The 26352-nt window shown below is 70.6% G+C and carries 24 protein-coding genes; 17 read left to right on the top strand and 7 right to left on the bottom strand.

From position 1 onward, the window contains the following. Positions 1 to 46 precede the first annotated feature (46 nt). The 4 genes from AMA02S_RS15470 (at position 47) to AMA02S_RS15455 (ending at position 4092) form a co-directional block, all read left to right on the top strand. Entirely contained in the window at positions 47 to 475 is a 429-nt protein-coding gene (locus tag AMA02S_RS15470) for a MarR family winged helix-turn-helix transcriptional regulator (RefSeq protein ID WP_067458283.1), read from the top strand. Between the two features lie 481 nt (positions 476 to 956). After that, a complete protein-coding gene (locus AMA02S_RS15465) occupies positions 957 to 1601 on the top strand; it encodes a dihydrofolate reductase family protein (protein WP_067458280.1) in 645 nt (214 codons plus the stop codon). A gap of 329 nt (positions 1602 to 1930) precedes the next feature. Next, positions 1931 to 2740 (top strand): ABC transporter ATP-binding protein, encoded by an 810-nt coding sequence (locus AMA02S_RS15460; protein ID WP_067458278.1) that lies wholly within the window; start codon positions 1931 to 1933, stop codon positions 2738 to 2740. After that, complete coding sequence (locus AMA02S_RS15455) at positions 2737 to 4092, top strand: FtsX-like permease family protein (RefSeq protein WP_067458275.1); 1356 nt, start codon at positions 2737 to 2739, stop codon at positions 4090 to 4092. The genes AMA02S_RS15460 and AMA02S_RS15455 overlap by 4 nt, the downstream gene beginning before the upstream one ends. A 185-nt stretch (positions 4093 to 4277) precedes the next feature. Here the strand turns inward: AMA02S_RS15455 and AMA02S_RS15450 are convergent, their stop codons facing one another. Then, positions 4278 to 4628 carry a hypothetical protein gene (locus AMA02S_RS15450; protein WP_067458272.1) on the bottom strand — a complete coding sequence of 117 codons (351 nt, stop codon included), beginning with the start codon at positions 4626 to 4628 and terminating at the stop codon, positions 4278 to 4280. A 308-nt stretch (positions 4629 to 4936) separates the two neighbouring features. On the opposite strand from AMA02S_RS15450, the gene AMA02S_RS15445 reads away from it, so the two are divergent. The 3 genes from AMA02S_RS15445 to AMA02S_RS15435 all read left to right on the top strand — a co-directional run bounded on the left by AMA02S_RS15445 (position 4937) and on the right by AMA02S_RS15435 (position 8508). After that, on the top strand, positions 4937 to 5752 hold the full coding sequence (locus tag AMA02S_RS15445; protein ID WP_157430597.1) for a hypothetical protein: 816 nt from the start codon (positions 4937 to 4939) through the stop codon (positions 5750 to 5752). Positions 5753 to 5848: 96 nt separating this feature from the next. Further along, positions 5849 to 7597, top strand: a complete 1749-nt coding sequence (murJ, locus tag AMA02S_RS15440; RefSeq protein WP_067458269.1) for a murein biosynthesis integral membrane protein MurJ — start codon at positions 5849 to 5851, stop codon at positions 7595 to 7597. 38 nt (positions 7598 to 7635) lie between these two features. Continuing rightward, the gene (locus tag AMA02S_RS15435) at positions 7636 to 8508 is read left to right on the top strand and encodes a PhzF family phenazine biosynthesis isomerase (RefSeq protein WP_067458266.1); all 873 of its coding nucleotides are present in this window, start codon (positions 7636 to 7638) and stop codon (positions 8506 to 8508) included. 15 nt (positions 8509 to 8523) lie between these two features. Here AMA02S_RS15435 and AMA02S_RS15430 read toward each other — a convergent pair whose 3' ends face one another. After that, entirely contained in the window at positions 8524 to 9795 is a 1272-nt protein-coding gene (locus tag AMA02S_RS15430; protein ID WP_067458263.1) for a L,D-transpeptidase, read from the bottom strand. A 115-nt stretch (positions 9796 to 9910) separates the two neighbouring features. Continuing rightward, a complete protein-coding gene (locus AMA02S_RS15425; RefSeq protein ID WP_218004977.1) occupies positions 9911 to 11416 on the bottom strand; it encodes an MFS transporter in 1506 nt (501 codons plus the stop codon). A gap of 132 nt (positions 11417 to 11548) precedes the next feature. Between AMA02S_RS15425 and AMA02S_RS15420 the strand changes: the two genes are divergently transcribed. Further along, complete coding sequence (locus tag AMA02S_RS15420) at positions 11549 to 11971, top strand: OB-fold nucleic acid binding domain-containing protein (protein ID WP_084265178.1); 423 nt, start codon at positions 11549 to 11551, stop codon at positions 11969 to 11971. Positions 11972 to 11996: 25 nt separating this feature from the next. Next, positions 11997 to 12770: a DUF3159 domain-containing protein gene (locus tag AMA02S_RS15415; RefSeq protein ID WP_067458260.1), complete on the top strand. Its 774-nt coding sequence runs from the start codon at positions 11997 to 11999 to the stop codon at positions 12768 to 12770. A gap of 167 nt (positions 12771 to 12937) precedes the next feature. On the opposite strand, the gene AMA02S_RS15410 is transcribed toward AMA02S_RS15415, so the two are convergent. Together AMA02S_RS15410 and AMA02S_RS15405 are read right to left on the bottom strand one after the other, a co-directional pair. Beyond that, positions 12938 to 13597: a potassium channel family protein gene (locus tag AMA02S_RS15410; RefSeq protein WP_067458257.1), complete on the bottom strand. Its 660-nt coding sequence runs from the start codon at positions 13595 to 13597 to the stop codon at positions 12938 to 12940. Continuing rightward, a complete protein-coding gene (locus tag AMA02S_RS15405; RefSeq protein WP_067459063.1) occupies positions 13597 to 14262 on the bottom strand; it encodes a potassium channel family protein in 666 nt (221 codons plus the stop codon). The genes AMA02S_RS15410 and AMA02S_RS15405 overlap by 1 nt, the downstream gene beginning before the upstream one ends. A gap of 293 nt (positions 14263 to 14555) precedes the next feature. On the opposite strand from AMA02S_RS15405, the gene AMA02S_RS15400 reads away from it, so the two are divergent. After that, entirely contained in the window at positions 14556 to 16595 is a 2040-nt protein-coding gene (locus tag AMA02S_RS15400) for an APC family permease (RefSeq protein WP_067458254.1), read from the top strand. Then, the gene (locus AMA02S_RS15395; RefSeq protein WP_067458251.1) at positions 16588 to 17943 is read left to right on the top strand and encodes a class I SAM-dependent RNA methyltransferase; all 1356 of its coding nucleotides are present in this window, start codon (positions 16588 to 16590) and stop codon (positions 17941 to 17943) included. The genes AMA02S_RS15400 and AMA02S_RS15395 overlap by 8 nt, the downstream gene beginning before the upstream one ends. A 42-nt stretch (positions 17944 to 17985) precedes the next feature. Here the strand turns inward: AMA02S_RS15395 and AMA02S_RS15390 are convergent, their stop codons facing one another. Next, entirely contained in the window at positions 17986 to 18864 is an 879-nt protein-coding gene (locus AMA02S_RS15390) for an RNA polymerase sigma-70 factor (RefSeq protein WP_245667559.1), read from the bottom strand. Between the two features lie 163 nt (positions 18865 to 19027). Between AMA02S_RS15390 and AMA02S_RS15385 the strand changes: the two genes are divergently transcribed. Beyond that, complete coding sequence (locus AMA02S_RS15385) at positions 19028 to 19513, top strand: carboxymuconolactone decarboxylase family protein (RefSeq protein WP_067458245.1); 486 nt, start codon at positions 19028 to 19030, stop codon at positions 19511 to 19513. 363 nt (positions 19514 to 19876) lie between these two features. Here AMA02S_RS15385 and AMA02S_RS15380 read toward each other — a convergent pair whose 3' ends face one another. Then, a complete protein-coding gene (locus AMA02S_RS15380) occupies positions 19877 to 21823 on the bottom strand; it encodes a right-handed parallel beta-helix repeat-containing protein (protein WP_218004976.1) in 1947 nt (648 codons plus the stop codon). 241 nt (positions 21824 to 22064) lie between these two features. On the opposite strand from AMA02S_RS15380, the gene AMA02S_RS15375 reads away from it, so the two are divergent. The 5 genes from AMA02S_RS15375 to AMA02S_RS15350 all read left to right on the top strand — a co-directional run bounded on the left by AMA02S_RS15375 (position 22065) and on the right by AMA02S_RS15350 (position 26352). After that, on the top strand, positions 22065 to 23285 hold the full coding sequence (locus AMA02S_RS15375) for a helix-turn-helix domain-containing protein (protein WP_067458242.1): 1221 nt from the start codon (positions 22065 to 22067) through the stop codon (positions 23283 to 23285). A gap of 78 nt (positions 23286 to 23363) precedes the next feature. After that, complete coding sequence (locus AMA02S_RS15370; RefSeq protein ID WP_157430596.1) at positions 23364 to 23597, top strand: hypothetical protein; 234 nt, start codon at positions 23364 to 23366, stop codon at positions 23595 to 23597. A gap of 514 nt (positions 23598 to 24111) precedes the next feature. Then, a complete protein-coding gene (locus AMA02S_RS15360) occupies positions 24112 to 24633 on the top strand; it encodes a GNAT family N-acetyltransferase (protein ID WP_067458233.1) in 522 nt (173 codons plus the stop codon). Then, the gene (locus AMA02S_RS15355) at positions 24630 to 25826 is read left to right on the top strand and encodes a GNAT family N-acetyltransferase (RefSeq protein WP_067458231.1); all 1197 of its coding nucleotides are present in this window, start codon (positions 24630 to 24632) and stop codon (positions 25824 to 25826) included. Before AMA02S_RS15360 ends, AMA02S_RS15355 begins: the two co-directional genes overlap by 4 nt. Before the next feature lie 25 nt (positions 25827 to 25851). Beyond that, a complete protein-coding gene (locus AMA02S_RS15350; protein WP_157430595.1) occupies positions 25852 to 26352 on the top strand; it encodes a DUF6221 family protein in 501 nt (166 codons plus the stop codon).

Here is a 26352-nt window from a genome sequence, read left to right as displayed (position 1 = left end):
ACATACTAAATAGTGGACGTCATGGACTGTCAACTACACTCGGACCATGAGACGCGCGGCCTCCGATCCGGAGCTGGCAGAGGCGTTGCTCGAACTATGCTGTGTGATCGAAGGGATCAGGGGCACGACCAGCCGGGAGTTCGGGCTCACCCCTCAGCAGGCCCAGTTGCTCACCACGGTGGCCCCCCAGGAGCTGACCCACGGCGAGCTGGCGAGCCGGTTGCACTGTGACAAGACCAACATCACCGGCCTGGTAGATCGGCTGGTGCGGCGCGGACTGGTACGGCGCCAGCCCGATCCCGTGGACCGTCGAGCGGTCAAGGTGTCCCTCACCGACCAGGGCACGGAGCTGGTCACGCGCTTTCGCGAGTCGGTCAGCACGGCACTCACGGGGCATCTAGCGTCCTGGCCGGCCGCCCGCCACCAGCAACTCGTGACCCTCGCACGTACCGCAACCGAAGCCCTCAGCATGTAGCCACCCCAGTGACGGACCACCAATCCGCCACCTCGCGGCGCCTTCAGGGGCCGCGGTCTACCTACCTGCTGCCGGACCCGCCAGGCGAGCGGGCGAGCTTGAACGGGGGGTTTCGGACAAAGGGGCATGGATGAGATGTCTTCGCGTCAGCAGACATCACTCCGCCGTGCTTGGGTACCCAGTATCACAGCCGTAGATCATGCTTGTGACCTGCGGTGACGCTGGACGCAGAGCACTGTGCGGCGCCCTTGAAGACCGGTCGGCATGCGCAGTTCGGGAAATCGGACGCGCGGGTCCGTATCAGGGCGCACGGCATACCTGCTCGGCGTTACAAGGACGCTGACCGCAGGGCGGGATGGTGACCGATGCACCGGCGCGGCGGTCGGCGATTGCGAAGCCGGGTGCCGTCGCAGCGATGAGTCTGCCGGCGCACCCAGAGGTCTATCTCCCGACCGAGACAACCAACCCATCGGGAGTAGCCATGGGTCTCATCCATATCGAGCTGTTCACAACCCTCGATCTCGTCGGGCAAGCGCCCGGCGGCCCCGACGAGGACCCGGTGGGGTTCCCGTTCGGTGGCTGGCAGGCGCCCCTGCTGGACGAGGTCGCCGGGGCGCAGGTCGGTGCCGCGTACGAGGGTACGGACGCCCTCCTGCTCGGCCGGCGGACGTATGACATCTTCGCCGCTTACTGGCCGCGCCAGGAGGGCGGGCCGGACAACGAGATCGCCACACTCTTCAACAGCATCCCCAAGTACGTGGCCTCCCGCGGCAAGCCCGACCTGTCGTGGGCCGGGTCCACGCAACTCGGCCCGGATTTGGGTGGCGCGGTGCACGAGATCCGTGACCGGCACGAGAACGTGAAGGTCGTCGGGAGCCTGAACCTGGTGCAGACCCTCCTGCGCGAGAAGCTCTTCGACCGTCTCGACCTCTGGGTGCACCCGATCGTTCTCGGCGTCGGGAAGAAGATGTTCGACGGCGGCGCAGTGCCCACGAACCTCACACTCCTCGAACCGCCGGCAGCCAGCACGAAGGGCACCGTGTACCTGCGCTATGGTCTCGCCGATGGCACGCCCGAGACGGGGGACATGTCCGCGCCCGATCACGGTGCCGGGCGTGTCGACTGAAGCCGCCCCGTGCTAAGGAGACGCTAGCTTCGGTGGTGTATCGGCATCACACCCGAACACGCCGCCTGCTTGGTGGGGTTCGAGCGCCGCGCGGTTTGGAGACCCGCCGCGTCGGCTTCAGTGCCTCCGGGGCCGACGCTAATCGAGGGCCTGCCCGCCGTCACGAGGAGAGTGGTACGCCGGGGAGGGCCCCTTCAGCAGCTGAGGCAAATGGTGGGGTTTTGCCTACCCCTTTCGGTGTGCTGGGCCCATCCTCACGGGCTCGGGCCGTCCGTAATTTCTTCCTCAGCGGCGCTCACCTGGAGCCGCCGGGCGGAGAGGGGAAGACGATGTTCGGACGCAAGGCGGTGGACCAGGCCGGGGCGGTCACGGCCCCGGGCGAGGCGCTCCGGCTGGAGGGAGTGCGCAAGGTCTACGGCGCCGAGGGAAATCAGGTCGTGGCGCTGGACGGGGTGTCGCTGTCGCTGCCGTCCGGGTCGTTCACCGCGGTGATGGGCCCCTCCGGTTCCGGTAAGAGCACGCTGCTGCAGTGTGCCGCGGGGCTCGACCGTCCGACCGAGGGGCGGGTGTTCGTGGACGGCGCGCTGCTGGCCGGGGACGGTGAGGCGGCGCTGACGCGGTTCCGGCGGCAGCGCATCGGGTTCGTGTTCCAGCAGTTCAACCTGCTGCCGACGCTGAACGTCCTGCAGAACGTGACGTTGCCGCTGAAGCTCGCCGGACGCAGGGTCGACCGGCAGCGCGCGGAGACGATCCTCCAGCGGGTCGGGCTCGGGGACCGGCTCGGGCACCTTCCGGCGGAGCTGTCCGGCGGGCAGCAGCAGCGGGTCGCGATCGCGCGGGCGCTGGTCACCGAGCCGCGGGTGGTGTTCGGAGACGAGCCGACCGGCGCGCTCGACACCCGCAGCGCCCGGGACGTCCTGTCGCTGCTCCAAGAGGCCGTCCGGATGTTCGGGCAGACGGTGGTCATGGTGACGCATGACCCGGTCGCCGCGGCCTACGCCGACTCCGTGCTGTTCCTGGCGGACGGGCGGATCGTCGGCCACCAGCCCGCACCGACCGCCGAGGCGGTCGCCGAACGTATGACGCACCTCGCCGAAGAGGTCGAGCGGCAGCGCGCCATGACGGAGGCGGGACGATGATCGGGCTGGCGTTTCGTTCCCTGCGGGGGCGCGGGGGCGCGTTCGTGGCGAGTTTCCTGTCGATGTTCCTCGGCGCGACGATCCTGATGGGGTTCGCGTCCATGCTGGACACGGCCGGCGGCGACAACGTCAACGGCACCGCGAAGAGCACGCTGGTCACGATGGCGAGCGTCGTGGGCGGCTGGGGCCTGCTGCTGGTGGTGTTCGCGGTCACCTCGACGCTGACGCTGTCGGTCCGGCAGCGGGCCTCGGAGATGGCGCTGCTCAAGAGCGTCGGCGCGACCCCGGCACAGCTCGGCCGGATGATCGTCGGTGAGGCGGCCGGGCTGGCCGTGGCGGCGGCGGTGCTGGCGATCCCGCCGGCCGTCCTGGTGGGGCGGGGGCTGCTGGGCCTGCTGCACGACACCGACCAGGTTCCGGGGAACGTCTCCTACGCGTTCGGCCCCATCGCCGTCTCGATGGGCCTCGGCATCACCTTCGTGTCAGCCACGGCCGCCGCGCTGATCACCGCGCGCCGCGCCACCCGCGTCCGGGTGACCGAGTCGCTGATGGCCGCGTCCGTCGACACCGGGAGGATGAGCAAGAAGCGCGTGGTCTTCGCCGGGTTGTTCCTGCTGGTCGCGCTCGACCTCGCGGTCGTCACGTGCACGGTGATGCGCGACAAGGGCAGCGACGCGATGGCGACGGCCGGGCAGGCCGACATCCTCGCGGCGATCGGACTGGCGCTGCTGTCCCCGGTGATCATACGGCGGGTCACGTCGCTACTGGCCGGGCCGCTGCGGCTGCTCGGCGCGACCGGCGACCTCGCGGTCACCAACATGCGCCGCCGGACGGGCGCCATGGCCGCCGCGGTCACCCCGATCATCCTGTTCACCGGCACGGCGGTCGGCACGCTGTTCCTCCAGGCCACCGAGAACGCCGCGACGGACGCCGCGGGGCTGTCCAAGACCGCCGAGCAGAAGAGCATCGAGACGCTCAACCTGGTCGTCATCGGCATGGTCGTGCTGTTCACCGCGATCATGTTGGTGAACACCCTGGTCGCCGCGACCGCGCACCGCCGCCGCGAGTTCGGCCAGACCCGCCTCGCGGGGGCGACGCCCGGCCAGGTGCTCGGCACCGTCGCGCTGGAGTCGGTGGTGCTGACGGTCACCGGCGTCGTCTGCGGCACGGTCGCCTCGGTCTTCACGATCGTCCCGTTCGGCATCGCCCGGATGGACTCGCCCACCCCGGACGGGAGTGTCTGGACCTACCTCTCGGTCGTCGCCCTGGCCGCCGTCCTCACCGGCGCCACGGCCTACGGCTCGACCCGGCGCGCCCTCCGCGCCCCCGCGGTCGAGGCCGTCACCGCCTGACCCTGAATGGCGAGCCGCCCTGACGAGAACCCTCGTCAGGGCGGCTCGCCGTGCGCCGTCCGAGGCTCAGACGGCAGGCTGCTCGCTGCCGCCGCACTGCTCGCGAGAACCCGCGGCCTGGTGAAGTGGCGTGGCCGAGCCCTTGCCGGCAGACGGCCTGGCGCCACATGTCGGACAGTTCGCCATTACAGGGACTCCCGCTGCTTGAAGTCGGACTCTCGCGTGGACTGTTGCCCTGCACTGAGAGTCTGACGGAACAGCCCGGAGATGATGGCGCCCGAGTGGCAGAGGACCCTCACCCCGTAGGGCTGCCGCTCGCTGCCCAGCTTCGGATCTTGCGTGTAGCCGGTAACGGAGATCAGTTCGGGATTCGCCCCGTTGTTCAGCAGCGCGGTCAGGTGCCGCTCCACATCCGTCGTGGGGATCTTGCCGGTCGCGGGGAGATCCGGGACGTCGACCTGGGCGGGTGCCTCGCCGGTGACGATCTTCTCGTCCTGACCGCTTCCGTCACCGCTGGGGGCGCCGTCCGTACCCATTGGACGTGCAGCTGGGCGCCGTTGGTCATCGTGATGCGCGATCCGTGGGAAACCTGGTCAACCCCGGGCTCGATGCCTTGGACGACGTGCCTTTCGCCTCGGTGAGGGTCTGCTCTGCCCACGGTTGGAAGCGGTCCAGCCTCATCTTTGTCTCTGCCCCTCACTCGCCATGTACCGAGGACCCGACTCTAGGGGCTCGCCAGCCCTTCCAGATGGAACGCCGTGCTGTTCGCCCGCATCGGGCGCCCCTTTCGTATTCGCGGTCACCGTCCTCTAGAGTGGGTGAGTACTCACTCATTGGAGCGGACATGAGCGGTTGGGTAGGCGGCGTGCGGGGCGGGGGCGCCCTGGTGGCGGCGGCGGGGGGCATCTGGGCGGACGCGCGGCGTGTTGAGCGGGTCGCGTATGTGGTCGGGGCGCTGCTGATGGCGTCCGGGGTGTTCCATCTGGGCGTCTTCGCGGTCGACGGAGGGCCGTGGGAGGGGCCGGTGTCGTGGCGCAAGGCCGTCACGTTCGGGCTGTCGTTCGGGCTGACGCTCGTCACCATCGCGTGGGTCGGTTCGTTCGTGCCGCTCAAGGAGCGGACGCGGGCCGTGATCCTCGGGGTGTTCACGGCCGACTGCGTGGCGGAGGTCGCGCTGATCACCGTGCAGGCGTGGCGGCGCGTCCCGTCCCACTTCAACATGGAGACGGTGCTCGACACGGCCATCTCGCGGATGCTCGCGGTGGGCGGCGGGATCCTGATCGTCACGCTGGTGACGCTGGCGGTCGCGTCGTTCCGGGAGAACCCGGCGGTCGCGCCGAGCATGCGGCTGGCGATGCGGGTCGGGTTCGTCGCGCTGATGCTGGCGCTGCTGTCCGGCGCCGCGATGATCGCGCGGGGCGTGGCGGAGGTGCAGTCGGGGGACCAGCGGCTCGCCTATCACGTGGCCGGCGCGCTGAAACCGGCGCACGCCGTGACCATGCACGCGATCCTCGTCCTGCCGGCGCTGGCGTGGCTGCTGGCGTTCACCGGGCTGGCGGAGGCGCGGCGGGTCAGGGTCGTCGCGACGGTCTCGTGGGCGTACGGGGTGGCGGCGGCGGTCGTGATCCTCTGGTCGGCGGCCGAGTTCGCCACGACCTGAGAACTCGGCCGTCCGGACGGGCGGGACCGGCCGTTCGGACGAGGGACGCGCGGCGGCGACAGGGCATACTTCGGCACCAGGACCACGGGGGTGCCGATGGGTGAGCGCGAGCAGCGCCGGATGATGCCAGAGGTCATCGAGGCCGCGGAGCGGGACGAGCCGCCCGGCGAGCCCGAGCACGGGCTGGTGCCCGTCCGCGACCCGGAGGACGTGGGGGACCCGCCGAGCGTCGTGCACTCCAGCGCCGTCATGGCGGTGGGGACCGTGTTCTCCCGCTTCACCGGGTTCCTGCGGACGGTCGTGATCGGCGCCGCGCTCGGGACGGCGTTGCTCGGCGACGCCTACCAGGCCGCCGAGATGATCCCCTACACGGTCTACGAGCTGCTGCTCGGCGGGCTGCTGACCAGCGTGTTCGTCCCGTTCCTGGTGAAGCGCCGGATCCGGGACGCCGACGGGGGCGCGGCGACCGAGCGGCGGCTGGTGGGCGTCGCGCTGCTCGCGCTCGCGGTGCTGACGGTCGTGGCGGTGCTCGCCGCCGACCGGCTGATCTCCCTCTACGCGGGCGGCTACGAGGGACGGCAGCGTGAGGTGACGGTGCTGCTCACCCGGTTGCTGCTGGTGCAGATCTTCTTCATCGGCGTCAGTGGCCTGTCGAGCACGATGCTGAACGTCCGGCAGCGGTTCGGCCCGCCGATGTGGGCGCCGATCGCCAACAACCTCATCACGATGGGCGCCGGGCTGCTGTTCCTGTGGGTCGCCGGGCGGGGCCGGACGCCGGAGACCGTCACCGACGCGCAGCTCACTCTGCTGGGCCTCGGCTCGGCGTTCGGGACGATGGTGCAGAGCGTCCTGCTGGCGTGGACGCTGCGGTCCGCCGGGTTCCGCTGGCGATTCCGGCTCGATCTGCGCGGCTCGGGGTTCGGAGAGGCGCTGCGGACCGCGATCTGGATGTTGGTGTACGTCGTCGTCGCGCAGGCCGGGGTGCTGGTCACCGCGAACGTCGCGACCCGCGCGGGGGGCCGCGCCGCCGCGGAGGCGGGCCATGCCGTGGCGGGCAGCGGTCTGGCCGCCTACCAGTTCGCGCTGGTGGTGTTCCAGCTCCCGTACGCGATCATCGCGGTGTCGGTGATCACGGCGTTGCTGCCCCGGATGAGCGCGCATGTCGCCGGCGGGCGCCGGGACCTGGTGCGCGACGACTTCTCCCGCGGGCTGCGGCTGGCGTGCGCGCTGCTCGTCCCGCTGTCGCTCGGGATGCTGGTGTTCGCGGTCCCCGGCTCGGTCGCGCTGTTCGCCTACGGCAGCATGACACCGGACGGGGCGCGCCGCATCGGCGCCGTCCTGACGGTGCTCGCGGTGATGGTCGTCCCGTTCACCCTGCACCAGTTGCTGATGCGCGTCTTCTACGCGCTCGGCGATACCCGGACGCCCGGCCTGATCGCCGTCCCGGCCGGGGTCGCGCAGGCCGCGACGGCGTTCGCGCTGCTCCGGTTCGTTCCGGCGCAGCAGGTCGTGCTCGTGCTGCCGGTCGCCTACGGGCTGTTCTACGTGATCGGCGCGGTCTGCTCGTCGCTCGTCCTGCGCCGGCGGCTCGGCGGGATGGACGGTCGCCGGATCGTCCGTACGCTCGTCCGGCTGCATCTGGCGGCCCTCCCCGCGCTGGCGTTCGCGGCGATGGTCGTCTGGGGATTCGGGCACATGCACGGCGACCGGCTTCCGAGTGTGCTGGCCGTTCTGGTGGGCGGCCTCGGTGGGGGCGCGCTGTACCTCGGCACCGCCCGCCTGATGAACGTCGCGGAACTCGGCTACTTCACGTCCCTGGCGCGGGCCCGTCTCCGCCGCGTCTGACGGGAGTAAGCGCGGCCGTTCCGGCGTTGCCTCCGGACATGACGGATTCTCGCGGCACGGTCCTGCGCTATTCGGCGTTCACCACCGATCCGGACGGGGGCAACCCCGCGGGGATCGTGCTCGACGCGTCCGCGCTGGATGAGGCGGGGATGCTCGCCGTCGCCGCCGACGTCGGCTATTCCGAGACCGCGTTCCTCACCGACCCGCCCGAGGGGCTCGGGGAGCCGGGGCGGGCGTTCACCGTCCGCTACTTCAGCCCCAAGGCCGAGGTCCCGTTCTGCGGGCACGCGACGGTCGCGGCGGCCGTCGCCCTCGCGGAGCGGATCGGGCCGGGTGCGCTGACGTTCGCCACCCGCGCGGGCACCGTTCCCGTGGACGTCGACCAGGCCGCGGACGGGACGTTCCGCGCCACCCTCACCAGCGTCGAACCCCACGTCGAGGACATCGGCGAGGACGAGGTGGCCGAGGCGCTCGTCGCGCTGCGGTGGCGCGCGGACGACCTCGATCCGGCGCTGCCGCCGCGCGTGGCCTTCGCCGGGGCGCGCCATCTCGTCCTCGCCGCCGCGACCCGCAGGCGTCTCGCCGACCTCGACTACGACTTCGACCGGCTGGCCGCGTTCATGACCGTCCGCGACCTCACGACCGTCCAGCTGGTGTGGCGCGAATCGTCCGGCGTGTTCCACGTCCGCGACCCCTTCCCGGTGGGCGGGGTGGTGGAGGATCCGGCGACCGGTGCGGCGGCGGCCGCCTTCGGCGCCTACCTGCGCGAGCGAGGTGAGGTCGTCGCCGACGCGACGCTCACCCTGCGGCAGGGCGACGACATGGGCCGTCCGGGTGTGCTGACGGTGGGGCTGCGCGCGGACGACCCGAGGGTCAGGGTCTCGGGGGCCGCCGTCGCGATCAGGGATTGATCTCCGCCGGGGCGCTCAGGAACGGGTGGTCGTCACCGCGCGGTCGAGCGCACTGCCCGCGACCCACTGCGACCAGGGGAGTTGCCAGAAACCCCAGCCGTTGTTCCACTCCAGGGCGCGGTTGGTGCCGGTGACGTTGACGACGTCGCCGCGCAGGGAGCCCGCGTAGAACCAGCCGGCGAACTGTGGCGGGGCGTTGACGCAGCCGTGGCTGACGTTCTCGTGCCCCTGCGACTTCACCGACCATGGCGCGGAGTGGACGTACTCGCCGCTGCTGGAGATCTGCACGGCGTGCCGGACCTTCATCTTGTAGTAGCGCGGGTCCTTCTTGTCCGTCACGCCCATCCACGCCGACGACATCACGACCGGGTCGCCCTTGCCCATCGTCAGGTGCACGCCGCTCGTGGTGGTGTACGCGCGGCGCCCGCCCTTGCCCGCGCTGATCCCGACCGTCCGCACCAGTCGGCCGCCCTCCCGGACGGTCATGCGGTGCCGCAGCGTGTCGACCGTGCTGACGCGGGAGCGGCCGACGCGGAACGCGGTGACGTTCCCGGACGCCCCGTAGATGCCGGGCGCCGCCCGCACGCCGGCGGTGTGGGCGAGGAGCCTGACACGCTCGCCGGCACGCCAGTACCGGCGCGGGCGGAACACGATCTGCTGGGGGCCCGTCCAACGCCAGGCGCCTGTGACGCGCCGGGTCGTCCGTAGTTCCAGCGACCGTTCGACGGCGGCGCGGCGGGTGATCGGCCGGTCGAACGTGACGATCACCGGCATGCCGACGCCGACGACCTCGCCGGTCCGCGGGGTGACGTCGCTGATCCGGAACGTGGCGGACGGGCGGAGGGTGCTGAACCGGGAGGTGACCGAGGTGCGCCCGCCCCGTCCGTCCGACCCGGTGGAGGCCGCGGTGTAGGCGGTGCCGGGCTGGAGGGGCCAGCGTGTCCGCCATGACCGGTGGTCGGCGGACAGGCGGCCCGCCACCGGTCTGGACGCGCCGTCGGCACGGACGTCGACGCGGCCGAGGGTGCCGCGCACGGCGGTGACCACGACGCCCTGGTCAGGGCGCACGTCGCGGGAGCCCTCGGCGGGCTCGATCGTGATCGGCGGTGCCTGCCGCCGGGGCTCGACGTTCCCGGACGCGCCGGGGCCCTCGGTCGTCTCGCCGCTCGCTCCGGACGCGCAGCCCGCCGCCGCCATCAGGACGGCCGCGCCCAGCACGACCGGCGTTCTCCTCGTGGTGGGCGGTGGGCGCCGCCCGGCCTCGTGTTCCCCGAACTCGCGCAACATCTCGTGCCACCAGTCTGCTCGCCTGCACGTCTTCTCACCTGTACGCCAAAACCCTCCGTAGTGAAGTACCTACGGAGGGCGAGTTTGGCAAGCCAGACGCTCGATGAGGTCTGGATCAGGAGGTGCGGGACCGGCGGGGGAGGAGGAAGGCGACCAGGAACGCGACCGCGGTGAGGCCGAGCGTCAGCAGGGCGACGAGGGACGCGGCGTCCAGGGCGTGCTGCCGGTGCAGACCCGCGCCCGCCTGCGGTGCGCCCATGACCTCGAAGAACACCGTGCCGAGGACCGCGATGCCGAGGGAGGCGCCGAGCTGCTGGATCGACTCCAGCATTGCCGAGGCCGAGCCGACCTCGTGGTCGGCGATGCCCGCCACGATGATGTCGAACAGCGGGACGAAGATCATGCCCATGCCGGCGCCGAACAGCAGCAGCGGCGCGGCCAGGTGCCAGCCGCCCTGGACGGGGTCGGCGCCCGTGCCCGCGGCCTCGAACACCCAGTACAGGGCGGCCAGGCCGGCGGCCATCAGCGACAGCCCGATGTGCAGGACGCGCCGTCCGAGGCTGTTCATCGTCATGCTGCCGAACGCCGAGCCCACGAACGCGCCGACCGCCCAGGACGCCATGGCCAGGCTGGCGTGCAGCGGGGTGTAGCCGAGGCCGAGCTGCAGGAACATCCCGGTGGCGAGGGAGAACCCGGCGATCAGTCCGAAGAAGACGACGACGAACAGCACCCCGGAGCTGTAGGAGCGGTCGGCGAACACGCTCAGCCGGACCAGCGGCGTCCGTCCGGCGCGGCGGCGGCGCAGTTGGTGGACGGCGAACAGCGCGAGGACGGGCAGCGACCCGGCGAGCAGCGCCAGCGACCAGGTGGGCCAGCCCAGCTCGCGGCCCTGGACGAGCGGGTAGACGAGCATGCTCATACCGGTCCCGCCGAGCAGCATTCCGGTCACGTCCAGCCCTCCGGAGCGGTGGGTGCTCGCCGGGGCGGGCAGCACCCGGGCGCCCACGACCAGCGCGTATGCGCCGACCGGCACGTTCAGCAGGAAGATCGCGCGCCAGCCGGTGCCGAGCGGGTCGGCGTCGATGAGCAGCCCGGCGACCACCGGGCCGAGGATCGTGGCGAGCCCGATCACGGGGCCGAACAGGGCGAACGCCTTGCCCATGTCCTTCGCGCCGAACAGGTCGCGGATCAGCCCGAAGCCCTGCGGGATCATCACCGCGGCGGCCAGGCCCTGCGCCACCCGGAAACCGATCAGGCTCTCCGGAGACCAGGCGAACGCGCACGCGACCGAGGTGAGGAGGAACCCGGCCGCCCCGGCGAGCAGGACGGGCTTGCGGCCGAACATGTCGCCGAGCCGCCCGCCGGTGAGCAGCGCGACGGCGAGGGCGAGGGTGTAGCCGGCGGCCATCCACTGGAGCGCGGCGAGTGACCCGCCGAGGTCCGCCCGGATCGCGGGGGCGGCGACGTTGACCACGGTGGAGTCGAGCAGGTTCAGCAGGGTCGCGGCCAAAATCGCCGACAGGCCGAGCCAGCGGCGCGGGTGCGGCGCGGCCCCCGTGCGGCCCTGGTTCGGGCGGGCGGTCCCGGGTGGTGCGATCGGCGTCTCGATCGTGGTGGTCACGGCTCTTCCTTCCGTTCGGAGCGGAATGCTCTGTTCCAAATATAGCAGAACGGAATGATTCATTCCACTCTTGCCTCGGGGCTTCGGGTGGGCTGTGGTGATTCGTCCCCCGAGATGCCATACGCTTCGAACATGGACGAGCTACCGGCCGGGGCGCCGCGCGAGACCGACCCCGCCGTGCCGGACCGAGGCAAGGGCGGCCTGCGGCGATTCCTGCGGCGCATGGCGTCCACCAAGGCCGAGCTCGAAGCCGAGGAGCTCCAGAAGACCACCGACGACGAGGGCGCGACGCCGATCACCGACTGCGCCGCGCGCAAGCGGCACTGCGTGGCGGGTACCCTGCGTACGGTGACGCTCCGTCCGCGGGGCGGCGCCCCCGCTCTGGAGGCCGAGCTCTACGATGGCACCGATGTGATCAACCTCGTGTGGCTGGGCCGCCGCAAGATCGCTGGTATCGATCCGGGCCGCCGGCTCCGCGCCGAGGGACTGGTCAGCCTGCAGGACGGGCGCAAGGTCATGTTCAATCCGCGATACGAGCTGCGCGGCGGTTCGTGAGGCCGCGCTGGGCCGGGAGAGCGACGTGAGTGAAGCAGAAGCGACCGGCCGGCGCGCCACCGACACCGCCGACACTCCCGATACCGGGGGCGCCGGTGCCCCGCCGTCCACCGCCCCGGCGGACCCCGCCACCCCGCCCGCCGCGGGCGGGAACGCGCACGACACCGTCGAATCGGCGGTCCGCGCCCAGCTCGGCAAGGCGCTCGGCGGCGTCCGGGGCATGGTCGAGGCGGCCGTGCCGACCATCGCCTTCACCGGCACCTATGTCGCCGCCAAGGACATCAAGCTCGCCGTCGGCGCGGGCGTGGGCGCGGCCGTGGTGCTGCTCCTGGTGAGGGTCGCCCAGCGGTCCAGCCCCCAGTTCGTCCTCAACAGCCTCGTCGGCATCGCGATAGCGGCGTTCTTCGCACTGCGGTCCGGCAAGGCCGAGGACGCGTTCCTGCCCGGCATCATGCTTAACGCCGGCTACACCGCCGCGATGATCTTCTCGATCGTGGTGCGGTGGCCCGTCGTCGGCTTCATCATCGGCTCGGTCACCGGCGACCCCACCGCCTGGCGGTCCGACCCGGGCATCCTCAAGCTGTGCTCGCGGCTGACGTGGCTGCTGGTCCTGCCCTGCGCGCTCCGCGTCGCCGTCCAGTACCCGATCTACCTCGCCGACGGCGACCAGAGCGGGCTGCTCGGCCCCGCGAAGATCGTGATGGGCTGGCCGCTCCAGGTGGCGGCCCTCGCGGCGATGGTCTGGCTCCTCGCCCGCGGCCGCACCCCCCTCGACCGCGACGACCGTCCCGCCGCCTGACCCGCCTGACGGCTGGGAAGCCGTGATCGCGTGCGAAGCCAGGTTCAAGCGAAGCGAGAACCTGATCGCGCAGCGAGTCGCCAGGCGAGTCGAAGCGATGCAGCGATCACCGCGGTGGCCGTGGAAGGAGGGCGTTCAGCGCCCGACGCCGAGGGCACCGCAGTACTTCAGCGCGCTCCGAGCAACTCGGCCAGCTCGTCCTCGACATCCTGGCTGGCGACGAACATCAGCTCGTCGCCCGGTTCCAGGGTGTCGTCCGGCATCGGGACGAGCACCCGGCCCTCCCGCAGGATCGCCACCAGCGCCGTGTCGCGCGGCCACGCCACCGAGCCGACCCGCTCGCCGCCGAGCGGCGCATCCTCGGGCAGCGTCAGCTCCACCAGGTTCGCCTCGCCCTGCCGGAACGTCATCAGCCGGACGAGGTCACCGACGCTCACGGCCTCCTCCACCAGCGCCGACAGCAGCCGCGGCGTGGACACGGCCACGTCCACGCCCCACGACTCGTTGAACAGCCACTCGTTCTTCGGGTGGTTGATCCGCGCGACGACCCTCGGCACCCCGTACTCGGTCTTGGCCAGCAGCGACACCACCAGGTTGACCTTGTCGTCACCGGACGAGGCGACCACGACCTGGCAACGCTCCAGCGCCGCGTCGTCCAGCGCGGAGATCTCGCACGCGTCCGCCAGCAGCCATTCCGCCCGCGGCACCGTCTCCACCTTGATGGCCTTCGGGCTCTTGTCGATCAGCAGCACCTCGTGCCCGTTCTCCAGCAGCTCCTGCGCGATGGAGCGGCCCACCGCGCCAGCCCCCGCGATAGCGACCCGCATCAGGCGTCCTCCCCGCTCCGCGACGCGACGGCGGCGTTGACGCGCTCCACGTCGTCCGCGCGCGCCATGATGTGCACGATGTCGCCGTCCTGGATCACCGTGTCCCGCTCGGGGACGAGGGCCTCGCCCATCCGGGACAGGAACGCCACCCGCGTCCGTGCGTGCTCCTCCAGCGCGGAGACCTTCTCACCCACCCACAGGTGCCCGGTGTCCAGCTCGGCGAGCACCACGGCGCCGGTCGGATCGCGCCACAGCGGCTCGGCCCCCTCCGGCAGCAGCCGGCGCAGGATCTGGTCGGCGGTCCACCGAACGGTCGCGACCGTCGGGATGCCGAGGCGCTGGTACACCTCGGCGCGCCGGGGGTCGTAGATCCGGGCCACCACGTTGTCCACGCCGAACGTCTCGCGCGCCACCCGCGCGGAGATGATGTTGGAGTTGTCGCCGCTGCTGACGGCCACGAACGCCGACGCCTGCTCGATGCCCGCCTCGGCGATCACATCGCGGTCGAACCCGAACCCGGTGATCCGGCGCCCCCGGAACCCGCTGCGGAGCCGGCGGAACGCCTCCGGGCTCTGGTCGATGATGGCCACCGAATGGCCCTTGTCCTCCAGGATGTGGGCGAGCGTCGACCCGACCCGCCCGCACCCCATGATCACGATATGCACGGCCGTTCCCTCGATCCCGTCCAGGAGGACGTTCCCCCTGGCGCCCCCGCGCCGTCCACGGCATTCGTCGTCCAGGCCGACCACTGCCCGCCGACGCCGTGCGCACCCGAGGATCGCTTCCCGATGAATGATCCTGCCGGGCTGCAAACCTACACATCCGCCCTACACATCCGCCATGGGGATCGCTTCCCGGCCCGGCTCCCGCACCTGCGGTGGAGCATTCCCCACCGGTGTGCTCGCCAGGCCCCGGGCGACCCGGAGACCGTCATCTCGACGGGCTAGAGTCTCGTCCCGTGTCAAAGGTTCCCGACCTTGCGAAGCGGCTGCTCCTTGGCCGCGCCCTCAGCAGCTCCCAGCAGCACGAGCAGCTCCTGCCCAAGCGTATCGCGCTACCCGTGTTCGCCAGCGACGCCCTGTCGTCGGTGGCCTACGCTCCGCAGGAGATCCTGCTCGCGCTCGGCGCGGGCGGGCTGGTGATGTACCACTACACGCCCTGGGTGGCCGCGGCCGTGGTGGTGATCTTGCTGACCGTGGTCGCCTCCTACCGGCAGAACGTCCGGGCCTATCAGAGCGGCGGCGGCGACTTCGAGGTCGCCACCACCAACCTCGGCGACAACTGGGGCGTGCTCGTCGCGAGCGCGCTGCTGGTCGACTACGTCATGACGGTCGCGGTGTCGGTGTCGTCCGGTGTGGAGAACCTCGGGGCACTGCTGAAGTTCATGCAGCCGCACGAGGTCGCCGTGGCCATCGCGATGGTCGTGCTGCTCACCCTCGCGAACCTGCGCGGGCTGAAAGAGGCGGGATTCGCCTTCGCCGTCCCCACCTACCTCTTCATGTTCGCGATCGGCAGCATGCTGCTGTGGGGCGGGCTGCGGCTGGTGGCCGGCGCCGACCTCCAGGCCGAGACCGCGCACTACGAGATCCGCGGCGACGAGGCGGACGTCGCCGGCTTCGCCCTGGTGTTCCTGCTCCTGCGGGCGTTCTCGTCCGGCTGTGCCGCGCTGACCGGCGTCGAGGCGATCAGCAACGGCGTGCCCGCCTTCAAGAAGCCCAAGGGCGACAACGCGGCCAAGACCCTGCTGATGCTCGGTGTCGTGGCGATGACGATGTTCGGCGGCGTCACCGCCTTCGCGTTCATCACCGACGCCAAGTTCGCCGAGCCCGACCAGGGCAGCCAGCTGATCGACCCGTCCACCGGCAAGGCCGTGCAGGACGCCGACCCGGTGATCGCCCAGGTCGCGCACACCGTGTTCTCCAACTTCACGCCGGGCTTCGCGCTCGTCACCGCGATGACCGCGCTGATCCTGTTCCTCGCCGCCAACACCGCGTTCAACGGTTTTCCCGTGCTTGGCTCGGTGCTCGCCCAGAACCGCTACCTGCCGCGCCAGCTGCACACCCGCGGCGACCGGCTCGCGTTCAGCAACGGCATCATCATCCTCGCGACCATGGCCGGGCTGCTGATCTACGCCTACGACGCGTCGGTCAGCCGCCTGATCCCGCTCTACACCGTCGGGGTGTTCGTGTCCTTCACCGTCAGCCAGGTCGGCATGGTCCGGCACTGGAACCGGCTGCTGGCCACCGAGGGCGACGCGGCGCAGCGCCGCCGGATGAAGACCTCCCGGGGCATCAACGCGTTCGGGGCCACCCTCACCGGCGTCGTCCTGATCGTCGTGCTGATCACCAAGTTCGCGCTCGGCGCCTACATCGTCTGCATCGCCATGCCGGTGCTGTTCCTGCTGATGCGCGGGATCAGACGGCACTACGACCGTGTCGCCGAGGAGCTCGTCCCCTCCGGCGAGGATGTGGCGCTGCCCGCCCGCAACCACGGCATCGTCCTCGTCTCCAAGATCCACAAGCCGACGCTGCGGGCGCTGGCCTACGCCCGCGCGACCCGTCCGTCCTCGCTGGAGGCGGTGACCGTCGCGGTCGACGCGCAGGAGTCGCAACGCCTCCAGGACGAATGGGACGCACTCGACATCCCCGTCCCGCTGAAGATCCTCGACTCCCCGTACCGGGAGATCACCCGACCCGTCCTCGCCTACGTCAAGGGCGTCCGCCGCAAGAGCCCCCGCGACGTCGTCACCGTGTTCATCCCCGAGTACATCGTCGGCCACTGGTGGGAGCAGCTCCTGCACAACCAGAGCGCCCTGCGTCTCAAGGGCAGGCTGCTGTTCCAGCCCGGCGTCATGGTCACCAGCGTCGCCTGGCAGCTACAGTCCTCCGACCGGCTCAAGGGCAGGCAGGAGCCGCCCGGTCCCGGCGCCTCCCGCAGGCCACCACGCGCGGCGGCCGATGCACGCCCGGGTGGCGGTAGTGTTTCGGACCGTGACTGATTCGGAACCGGCCCCCGATCTCCTCGAACTCGAGGTCGGCAACGTCGCCAACGGCGGCTTCTGCGTCGCCCGCCACGAGGGCCGTGTCGTCTTCGTCCGGCACGCCCTGCCCGGCGAACGGGTCCGCGCCCGCGTCACCGACACCACCAAGAACTTCCTCCGCGCCGACGCCGTGGAGATCATCGAGGCGTCCCCCGACCGCGTCCCGCCGCCCTGCCCGTTCGCCGGGCCAGGCCGCTGCGGCGGCTGCGACTGGCAGCACGCCTCCCTGCCCGCCCAGCGCGCCCTCAAGGCCACCGTCGTCGAGGAGCAGCTCCAACGCCTCGCCGGGATCACCCGCACGGTCGTCGTGGAGGAGGTGCCCTACCCGGTCGACAGCGAGGTGGCGCCGCCGCCCGGCCTCGGCTGGCGCACCCGCGTCCAGTTCTCCGTCGCGAACGGCGCCGTCGGCCTGCGCCGCCACCGCTCCCACGACATCGAACCCATCGACGAGTGCCTGATCGCCCACCCGGGCGTCGAGCTGATGGGCATCGAACGCAAACGCTGGCCCGGCGCGTCCGGCGTGGAGGGCATCGTCTCCGCCACCACCGGCGACCGCCTCGTCGTCCTGCGCGGCCGCGACCGTCGCAAGGTCCGGGTGCCGCGCCTGGACGTCCCGGTCCGCCTCGTCCGGGGCAAGCCCGAACCCGGGGCGAACCTCCCCTACGTCCGCGAGTCGGTGTCCGGCCGCCTCTACCAGGTCAGCGGCAGCGGCTTCTGGCAGGTCCACCCCGGCGCCGCCCAGCTCCTCGCCGACGCCCTCCTGGACGCGCTGGAGCCCAAGCCCGGCGACATCGCCGTCGACCTGTACTGCGGCGTCGGCCTGTTCGCCGGCGTCCTCGCCGACCGCATCGGCCCGAACGGCCTCGTCGTCGGCGTCGAATCCGACGGCCAGGCCGTCCGCGACGCCCGCTTCAACCTGCGCGACCTCCCGAACGTCTCCATCGAGCGCGGCCCCGTCGAGGAGGTCGTCGCCGACCTGGAGTTCGGCCGCGCCGCCTCCTCGTCCCGCGCCCAGAACAAGCGCGGCACCGGCCACGGCGTCGGGCACAGGGGCGGCTCCCGCGTCCGCCGCGCCGACCTCGTCGTCCTCGACCCGCCCCGCACCGGCGCCGGCCGCGACGTCGTCGACCACATCACCCGCCTCGCCGGCCGCAAGATCGCCTACGTCTCCTGCGACCCCGCCACCCTGGCCCGCGACCTGTCCTACTTCAGCGACAAGGGCTGGACCCTGGACACCCTCCGCGCCTTCGACGCCTTCCCCATGACCCACCACGTGGAGCTCTTGGCGACCCTGGTCAAGGGCTAGGCGGCTGATCCAGGCCCGGCGACGATCCTTGCCGATGCGGGCTCAGCGGTGCAGGGTGGTCTCCCGCTCGACATGCGCCAGCTTCTCGGGATTGCGCACGATGTAGAGCCCGGTGATCAGGCCGTCGTCGATCCGCAGCGCCACGACATCGTCGATCTTCCCGTCGAGCCGGACGATCAGGGCCGGACAGCCGTTGACCTGCACCGGCTCGACCGACACCGCGCCCCCGGTCAGGGGCATGCCGATCGCGAGCAGGCGGGACACCCGGTCGGCCCCCACGACGGGCTTCGGCAACGCCTGCACGACTCCGCCGCCGTCACCCAGGAGGACGACATCCGGTGCGAGGACGTCCAGCAGCCCTTGCAGATCGCCCGTCTCGACCGCCCGCTTGAACGCCGTCAGCGCGCCGCGGGTCTCGGCCGGGGAGACGCCCCCGCGTGGCCGGCGCGCAGCGACGTGCACCCGGGCCCGATGGGCGATCTGGCGGACCGCGGCCGGGGTCTTGCCGACGGCTTCCGCGATCTCGTCGTACTCCACGTCGAACACCTCGCGCAGCACGAACACCGCCCGCTCGGTCGGCGTGAGCGTTTCCAGCACCAGCAGCATCGCCATCGAGACGCTCTCGGCCAGCTCGACGTCCTCGGCCACGTCGGGCGAGGTGAGCAGCGGCTCGGGCAACCAGGGGCCGAAGTAGGACTCCTTGCGCCGGCCGAGAGTGCGCAGCCGGGTCAGCGCCTGGCGCGTGGTGATCCGGACCAGGTAGGCGCGCTGATCCCGCACGGTGTCGAGATCGACGCCCGTCCAACGCAGCCAGGTCTCCTGCAGGACGTCCTCCGCGTCGGCTGCCGAGCCGAGCATCTCGTAGGCGACGGTGAACAGCAGGTTGCGGTGGGCGACGAACGTCTCGGTGGCGGAGTCCATACGCACAAGACGCCGATCCCCGCCGCTTTGTGACATCCGCGCCCGGTGGCGCACGTCACGGTGGTGGGGATGTCACAGGGATCGGGCCGACGGCATCTCCATGGCATCAGGACGTCGCGCGAACGACGAGCGCGGCACCCGAGTCCACGAGGGAGAACAGACCATGGCACCCCGTTTCGACCTGCTCGCCAACGAGATCGGCACCAAAATCGCCAAGCGTCTCTACACCATCAACCAGGTGATCGAGCAGTCACCGCTGCCGAAGGCCACCCAGGATCTGGTGATGCTGCGCGCCAGCCAGATCAACGGCTGCGGTCCCTGCGTCGACATCCACACCAAGGAGGCCGCCGCGGCCGGTGAGACCGCGCTCCGGCTCAACCTGGTCGCCGTCTGGCACGAGGCCACCGTGTTCACCGAGGCCGAGCGGGCGGCGCTGGCGCTCACCGAGGAGGGCACCCGCATCGCCGACGCCCACCGCGGCGTGTCCGACGAGACCTGGGCCCGGGTGCGCGAACACTTCGACGACGATCAGATCGCCGCGCTGGTGTCCCTCGTCGCCCTGATCAACGCGGCCAACCGGCTCAACGTGATCGTACGCAACCAGGGAGGAGCCTACGAGCCCGGTATGTTCAGCAGTTTCACGAGCTGATCGGCGCCCGATCTCCGGGCCGACCGTGAGCGGTCCGAGCCGCACACGGTGATCCGGGTGGCGCGGCAGCCCCTCGCGAAGGGCGCCGCGTCAGCCGGTGGCATCTCGGGCTCCATCACGAGCCCCGTCACCAGGTGGTCCGTCGACCTTTCCAGGCTGCGTTCGGCGAACATCGAAGCGATTCCAGACATGGTTCCTCCCGGTTCAGCCGTTGGCGACGCCCCTCCGCCCAGAAGGCTTCATGACACCGTCGGCGGTCCCTGGAGGTGGATCTTCGCTCGGTGGCTTACTACTGGTCGTGGATGCAAACCATCGAGCCCCGCGGATCCACGTCCCGCGGGACGTGGATCCACGAGACAGGCCCTATCGGAGCTGGAGCGTCCGACGGTAGGCCGGGAGCGGCCCTGCGTTGGCCAGGATCGCGGCACAGGCGGGATTGTCCGCGCAGGCGCGGCCGGGGTTCTCCGGGTTCAGCAGGGTGTTGCCGGTGAAGTGGAGTCCACTGGGTTCTCCGCATTCCTGCTCGGCGGTCGGCCAGGCCCCGGGAAAGCTCTTTCGCTCGACCCAGGTGGGAACGGCGTCGTCCCAGAAATTCCCGCGATAGTGGACGTTCTGGACGGGACGGTCACCCCACACCTCACTGCATCCGCCGATAGAGGCTGCGTAGTCGTAGACGGCATTGCGGTTCACGGTCACCCAGTTGGTGCTGTCGTCTGTGTAGATCCCGACGTTCCACACGGGATTCTTGCTGTCGTTGACCGCGTTGCCGCTGATGACGGCCCCGTCCTCGAACGAGGTTCCCTGCTCGCCCCGCAGGTAGATCCCGCCACCGTCCGGCAGTACCAGGTTGGTCTTGAACACCCGGTTGTTCAGAATGCGGTTCTTGTGAATGATGCCGCGCAGGTCGTCACTCGGACCCGTGAGGATGCCGCTGTAGGGGACGTTGTCGACCTGGTTGTGCGCGATGGTGGTCTCCGAGGTCGCGGTATCCCAGATGCCGGAGGACGCGTGGTAGTCCTGTCCGGTGTAGTTGATCCAGTTGTTGGTGATCCGGTTACCGCGATTGACCCCCTTCACGTCGGGAGGGACGACGCCCATGAGGATGCCGCCGTCCGAGACATCGGTGAAGACGTTGCCGTCCACGACGTTGTGCGAGCTGTTGTCGGAGATCTCCAGGGCCTGCGCGCCCAGATGCACGAAGCGGTTGCCCTCGAAAGTGAGCCGTTCGGCTCTGTGGAAGGCGACATTTCCCGGTACCGTCAGCAGCCCTTCCGGCCGCATGTACATGCTCCACGCGGAGGCGAATCCGGCGGCCTCACTGGGCGCGAGCCAGGTGGCGTACGCGAAGGTCAGGCCCTTGAAGCTGACGTCGTGCAGCGGACGGCCCTCCCGTCCGCTCCCGCTGACCAGCGACTCCAGGACAGGGGCGACCGCCTGGACACTGCGCATGTCCTCTCCCGGGCGCGGCAGGTACAGCAACTCGTGATGCCCAGGGCGTGACCGGTCGAGGTACCAGCTGCCCGGCTTGCGCAGGAAGCTGGGGGAGTTCTCGACATCCGACACCTCTTGCAGCGCCTCGGCGCCGTAGAGCTCCCGGGCCAGCCGCCAGCACGGCTCGTCCATGGTGATCACGCTGTGCTTGGCGTCCCCGGAGATCCCGGACACGCCGCAGCGCCCCTCGGCGTAGGCGAAGCCGTAGATGAACTCCAGGTCACGCGGCGTGCGCCACGACTGCGGGGCGGTGCTGTCGGTCTCGTATCCGGTCTTGGTGACGGTGACCTTGCCGGGGAGGGGCACCCCGATCGAGGGACGCGTGGCACGCCTGCCGTTGACGTAGAGCTGACGGGTGTCGAGCCCGCCCACCTCGGCGCGCCAGGCGCCCTTGAGCTGCTTGTCCGGCTGCCAGCCCGTCACCTGCCGCCCGCCGCTGATGGTCACCGGTTCCGGCCGCGCTGTCCCGTACCCGTGGGCCTGATAGATCACCCGATGCCCGTTGCGGCCGGAGTCGCCCGCCTCCTCCGACAGCCGCAGGGGAGCGTCCAGGGTGTACGTCCCGCCGCGCAGGTTCACCACCAGGTTCGACTTCATTCCCGCAGTCTGGGCACGCACCGCCTGCTGCGCCCGTTTCAGGGTGGCGAAGGGGCGCTCGGCTGAGCCAGGCCAGGTGTCCTTGCCCCAAGGCGCGACGTACAACTGCTCCGCGTCCGGCTGGGCGCGTGCTTGTGCGGCCGCCGGCGCCGCCGTCACGAGCACGCCGACCGCGAGCGCCGCGGCCGTGCCCCGTCTCGCGGGCGTCCACAGAATCGCCAAGCTTCCTCCTCAGTCGATGATCCTGATCCCACCCTCCAATCGGCCCAACAGGACCCGCGTCGGCCGAAGGTCGATCACACGATCGTCCTTAGACGGAGTCGAAACACGACCATCGTCAGGCCCTTCACCCGCCCACCAGCCAGGTGGCACGAACAAGCACAGACGAGCACGCATTCGAACTGACGGGAAGGGCCGCGCACCGTAGCCTGAGTGTGCCGGACTCGAGAAGGGGTGTGGCCCTATGCCGGAGAGCATCAGCGCACCCGACGCGGCTGCTCCGTTTGCAACGCGTCTCTCGTACTACCGGCGCCGGGCTGGCAAGAGCAGAGCCGTGGTCGGCGGACTGGTGGGCCGATCACCCGAGTGGGTCAAAGGGCTTGAGACAGGACGGCTGGGAATGCCGCGCCTCCCCATGCTGATCCGACTTGCCGAAGTCCTGGACGTTGACGACCTCGCCGAGCTGACCGGTGAGGCGAGGCTGTCCAGGGTCACCTACTCCAAGCGCGCCCCCGGAGATCTGGACTCGATTCGCAATGCCATGGCGTCCCCGGTCGACCGGGCCGGGGCTCCGGCGTCGCCGACGCATTTCGCCCATCGCGTCGCGACGGCGTGGCGTGTCTGGCACTCCAGCGAGACTGAGCGCGACGCGGTGGCGCCGATGCTGCCAGAACTGATCTCCGACGGCAGGGCGATGATGCGCGCGCTGGACGGGACAGAGCGCCGTGACGTCGCCCGGGATCTCGCGAGGACCTATCACCTGGCCCAGCTGTATGCCTCCCACACGCCCGCCGCCGAACTGGTGTACATGACCGGTGATCGCGCGATGCTCGCCGCTGAGTACGCTGACGATCCGATCGCCGTGGCCGGTGCCGCCTGGTACATGAACCACGTGTGGCGTGACGCGGGAGAAGCCGCCGAGGCCAGGGTGGACGTGGCGACGGACGCCGCCTCGATGCTGCGCCCGGCCGACTCGACGGAGGAGCGGGCCCTCTACAGCCTCATGCATCTTGCGGTCGCCCTCTCGCACGCGAAACTCGGCAAGGACGGCGAGGCGTGGTTCCACTACGACAGGGCGACACGCGCGGCTGCCTCCCTGGACGGCTACGTCCACCCGTGGCTGATGATCGGTAGAGGGATGGTCGAGCACTATGCGGTGACGATCCATCTCGACCTACAGAAGCCGGGCCTCGCGGTGAAAGCCGCCAACGCCATACGCCCCAGCGGGGTGCCTAGCCGGACGCGACAATCCAGGTATTTGGTAGAGGTGGCGCGCGCCCATCATCGGCAGGGTGACGCGGTGGCCGCCGTCCACCTGATGAGCAAGGCCCGGAGCGTCTCCGTCGACACGTTCTCGTTTTCCCTGTTCGCAAGGTCGATGGTGGCGGAGATGCTGCCAGGGGCGCCGGCCTCGGTCGAGGGTGAGGTGCGCGATCTCGCGCGCACGCTCCACTTGATCACGTAGCGGGTACATTCTGTACCTCTCCGTATACAGGCACAGGCTGGGCCGTCGCGATGGCTCCCGTAGGGCTGAATGTTGCACATGAGCACACAGACCCGTGATGCCGAAGCGGCCAAGGCGGAACTCTGCGCTGAGTTTCCCGGCTGGTCGATGATCTTGACTCGTGACACCGGGCGGTGGTGGGCGATTCGTCGGCCGCCGCCGGAGGGGTGGCGGGGGGTGCGTGCGGTCACCGAGGTGGATGCGGATACGTCCGATCTTCTGCGGGAGCTGCTTCGGGAGGTTGTGGAGGCGGAGCGGGGTGCGGGGTTGTGAGCGGGCATCAGCGGGGTGTGGGGTTCATGTTGTTGTCGCATGAGTTGTGGCAGTGGATTTTGGCGGCGTTGGATTCGGATGTGGAGCGGGTGCGTGAGCAGGCGTATCTGTTCTTGCTTGCGGAGGCGCCGCGGGTGTGGGAGCCACAGGCTGATCCCGTTGGTCAACGAACGGGGGATTGAGTGTCGTGTGGCTGGACGCCCGGCGCCGGTGAGGGCGCTCGTGAGCGAGGCCGCGCGATGGGCACGGACGTTCCGGTGGTGCGGGCGTTTCGTGTCCTACCGGATCGAGGAGTCACCTCGTCCCCTGCGCGGCGCGACCTGCCTGTGGGGGTGGAGTGGGGGAGCGGCAGGTCGGGGGAGCGGCCGGGTCGGCTGGTGTCCTCCAGGTCCTGGACGATGGTTTTCGGGCCGGTTGCCCGCACATACGGCCGGCCTCATCCTGGCGGTAGGAATGACCGGAGTCCGTGACCCCCCGTGCACGGGTGGGGACGGCTCTGTGATAACCGTTGGGAATGAAAGACCTGGAAACCGAGCGGCTCGTCCTGCATCCGCTGAGCGTCACCGAAGCGGAAGGGCTGCTCGAGGGTGAGCCGTCCGGTGCCGGGTGGGCGCCGGGATATCCCACCGACAGCGATCTCGCGGGGGCGAGGCGGTACCTGGCGACGTGCGTGCACGCGGGTGATCCCCGGCCCTTCGGCGCGTACGAGATCCGGCGGCGGGAGGACGGCCTGGCCATCGGTGGGCTCGGCTTTCACGGTGGGGCCGACGAGAACGGCACCGTGACGATCGGGTACGGGCTGATCCCCTCGGCGCAGGGCAACGGGTACGCGACCGAAGCGCTGCGGGGGCTGCTGGAATTCGCCTGGGATCAGGGCGTCAACGCGGTGGAGGGCGACACCGACCACGGCAACGTCGCCTCCCAGCGCGTCATGACTGCGGCCGGCATGAAGTTCGTCGGCGCGGACGACCGGCTGAAGTACTACCGGATCACCTGGGAAAATCGGTTGCGCCGCAGGCATACCGTAAAAGCATGACCGATTTGGAGATCAGGGAGATCCCCGAGGGTGACGTGGACCGCATGCTGGACATTGCGGACCTGGTCTTTCACCACCGCACCGAAGAGGAGAACCGCGAACGGTACCTGTGGGTGGCCCGGCGCGCGGAGCGCATCGGCGCCTACACGGGGGAGGCCCTCGTCGGCCAGCTCGCGGCCCTCCCGATGCGTCTTTCGGCCCCGGGCGTCCTGCTGGACTGTTCGGCGATCACCTTCGCCGGGGTTCTGCCCACGCACCGGCGCCGTGGCGTCCTGACGGCCATGATGGAGCGTGCGCTGGCGGACGCCGGCACGGCGAACCGTCCGGTGACCGCGCTCTGGGCGTCCCAAAGCGCCATCTACGGACGGTACGGCTACGGACTCGCCAACCGGATGATCGGGATGGAGATCGACACGTCCCGCCCGCTCACCCTGCGGACCGAGGCCGACCCGCGGCCCCTGCGGCTGATCGACCGTCACGCCGCCGCCGAGATCCTGGGACCGATTCACGCCCGCGCGATCGAGCGGCGCCCCGGCGGCCTCGTCCGCGACACCGAATGGTGGGAGCACGGCATCCTCCCGCTCGTGGACGAGGAGGCGGAGTCGTTCACCGAGCCCCGGATCGTCGTCATGGACGGGGAGCCCGGCGGCTACGCGATCTACCGGACGCACTACACCGACCGGGGCGTCGTCCGCCTCGAAGACCTCGTCGCCGACACCCCGCAGGTGGAGGCCGCGCTGTGGCGGTATCTCGCGTCGATCGACCTCACCAACCGGATCAAGGCGGATCAGCGTCCCGAGGACGACCTCGTCCCGCACATGGTCGCCGACCCCGACCAGGTCGTGGTGAACAGCCTCTCCGGCGCGCTCTGGCTCCGCCTGGTCGACGCGCCGGCCGCCCTCCGTGCCCGGAACTGGGCGTCCGACGAGTCCCTGGTGATCGACCTGCGGGACGCGCACCTCCCCGCGAACCAGGGCCGCTGGCGGCTCACCGCGGGCGCGTGCGATCCGACGGCCGACGCCCCCGACCTCACCCTCGACGCCGCCGCGCTGGCCGCCGCCTACCTCGGCGGCGGCAGCCTGCGCACCCTGGCTCGGCTCGGTCTGATCACAGAGCACACGCTGGACGCCGCCGGCCGGCTGGACCGGGCCTTCTCCGTTCCGCTGGCGCCGTACACGAACGACAACTTCTAGCCCGTTCGTCCGGGAGTATGGGCGGATGAGTGATCTTGTGGACTTTCTGCGCGCCCGCCTCTTCGAGGACGAGGACACGGCGCGCTGGGCGGCCGACTACCGCAGCCGTCCCCGGGGTGGCCCCGACACCTCTGCGGTGGAGCGGTGGCAGTGGGTGGAGGCGGAGACCGGCGAGCGGCTCCGCCTCGGGCGGCGGCCCATGGACCACATTCAGCGGCCGGTGGAGATGCGAAGCGTCAACACCTATCCCTGGCAGAGCAGACCGGGAGTCGGGCCGCACCATGTGCTGGACGTCCGCTGGGTGAAGGAAGGCGTGGCGCTGCATGTGGCACGCCATTCCCCCGCCAGGGTGGTGGCCGAGGTCCAGGTCAAGCGGCACCTGCTCGAACATCATTCCGGGATGAACGGGACGGGGGTGTGCCAGACGTGCGGCGAGGCCGTGCGGGATGGCGGCTGCTCGACACTGCGTCTGCTGGCCATGCCGTACGCCGACCATCCGGCGTACCGGACGGCGTGGCGTGCCTGA

This window comes from Actinomadura macra NBRC 14102 (genome assembly GCF_001552215.1).
Taxonomy (GTDB): Bacteria; Actinomycetota; Actinomycetes; order Streptosporangiales; family Streptosporangiaceae; genus Spirillospora; species Spirillospora macra.
This window is presented reverse-complemented; position numbering and strand designations above follow the sequence as displayed.

Coding starts and splice junctions, on each gene's coding strand:
- AMA02S_RS15450 (WP_067458272.1), bottom strand. CDS start 4,628: ATGGGTACGGACGGCGCCCCCAGCGGTGACGGAAGCGGTCAGGACGAG.
- AMA02S_RS15370 (WP_157430596.1), top strand. CDS start 23,364: ATGAGCACACAGACCCGTGATGCCGAAGCGGCCAAGGCGGAACTCTGC.
- AMA02S_RS15350 (WP_157430595.1), top strand. CDS start 25,852: ATGAGTGATCTTGTGGACTTTCTGCGCGCCCGCCTCTTCGAGGACGAG.
- murJ (WP_067458269.1), top strand. CDS start 5,849: ATGGGTGAGCGCGAGCAGCGCCGGATGATGCCAGAGGTCATCGAGGCC.
- AMA02S_RS15385 (WP_067458245.1), top strand. CDS start 19,028: ATGGCACCCCGTTTCGACCTGCTCGCCAACGAGATCGGCACCAAAATC.
- AMA02S_RS15470 (WP_067458283.1), top strand. CDS start 47: ATGAGACGCGCGGCCTCCGATCCGGAGCTGGCAGAGGCGTTGCTCGAA.
- AMA02S_RS15430 (WP_067458263.1), bottom strand. CDS start 9,795: ATGTTGCGCGAGTTCGGGGAACACGAGGCCGGGCGGCGCCCACCGCCC.
- AMA02S_RS15355 (WP_067458231.1), top strand. CDS start 24,630: ATGACCGATTTGGAGATCAGGGAGATCCCCGAGGGTGACGTGGACCGC.
- AMA02S_RS15460 (WP_067458278.1), top strand. CDS start 1,931: ATGTTCGGACGCAAGGCGGTGGACCAGGCCGGGGCGGTCACGGCCCCG.
- AMA02S_RS15455 (WP_067458275.1), top strand. CDS start 2,737: ATGATCGGGCTGGCGTTTCGTTCCCTGCGGGGGCGCGGGGGCGCGTTC.
- AMA02S_RS15410 (WP_067458257.1), bottom strand. CDS start 13,597: ATGCGGGTCGCTATCGCGGGGGCTGGCGCGGTGGGCCGCTCCATCGCG.
- AMA02S_RS15445 (WP_157430597.1), top strand. CDS start 4,937: ATGAGCGGTTGGGTAGGCGGCGTGCGGGGCGGGGGCGCCCTGGTGGCG.
- AMA02S_RS15420 (WP_084265178.1), top strand. CDS start 11,549: ATGGACGAGCTACCGGCCGGGGCGCCGCGCGAGACCGACCCCGCCGTG.
- AMA02S_RS15375 (WP_067458242.1), top strand. CDS start 22,065: ATGCCGGAGAGCATCAGCGCACCCGACGCGGCTGCTCCGTTTGCAACG.
- AMA02S_RS15360 (WP_067458233.1), top strand. CDS start 24,112: ATGAAAGACCTGGAAACCGAGCGGCTCGTCCTGCATCCGCTGAGCGTC.
- AMA02S_RS15435 (WP_067458266.1), top strand. CDS start 7,636: ATGACGGATTCTCGCGGCACGGTCCTGCGCTATTCGGCGTTCACCACC.
- AMA02S_RS15465 (WP_067458280.1), top strand. CDS start 957: ATGGGTCTCATCCATATCGAGCTGTTCACAACCCTCGATCTCGTCGGG.
- AMA02S_RS15390 (WP_245667559.1), bottom strand. CDS start 18,864: ATGGACTCCGCCACCGAGACGTTCGTCGCCCACCGCAACCTGCTGTTC.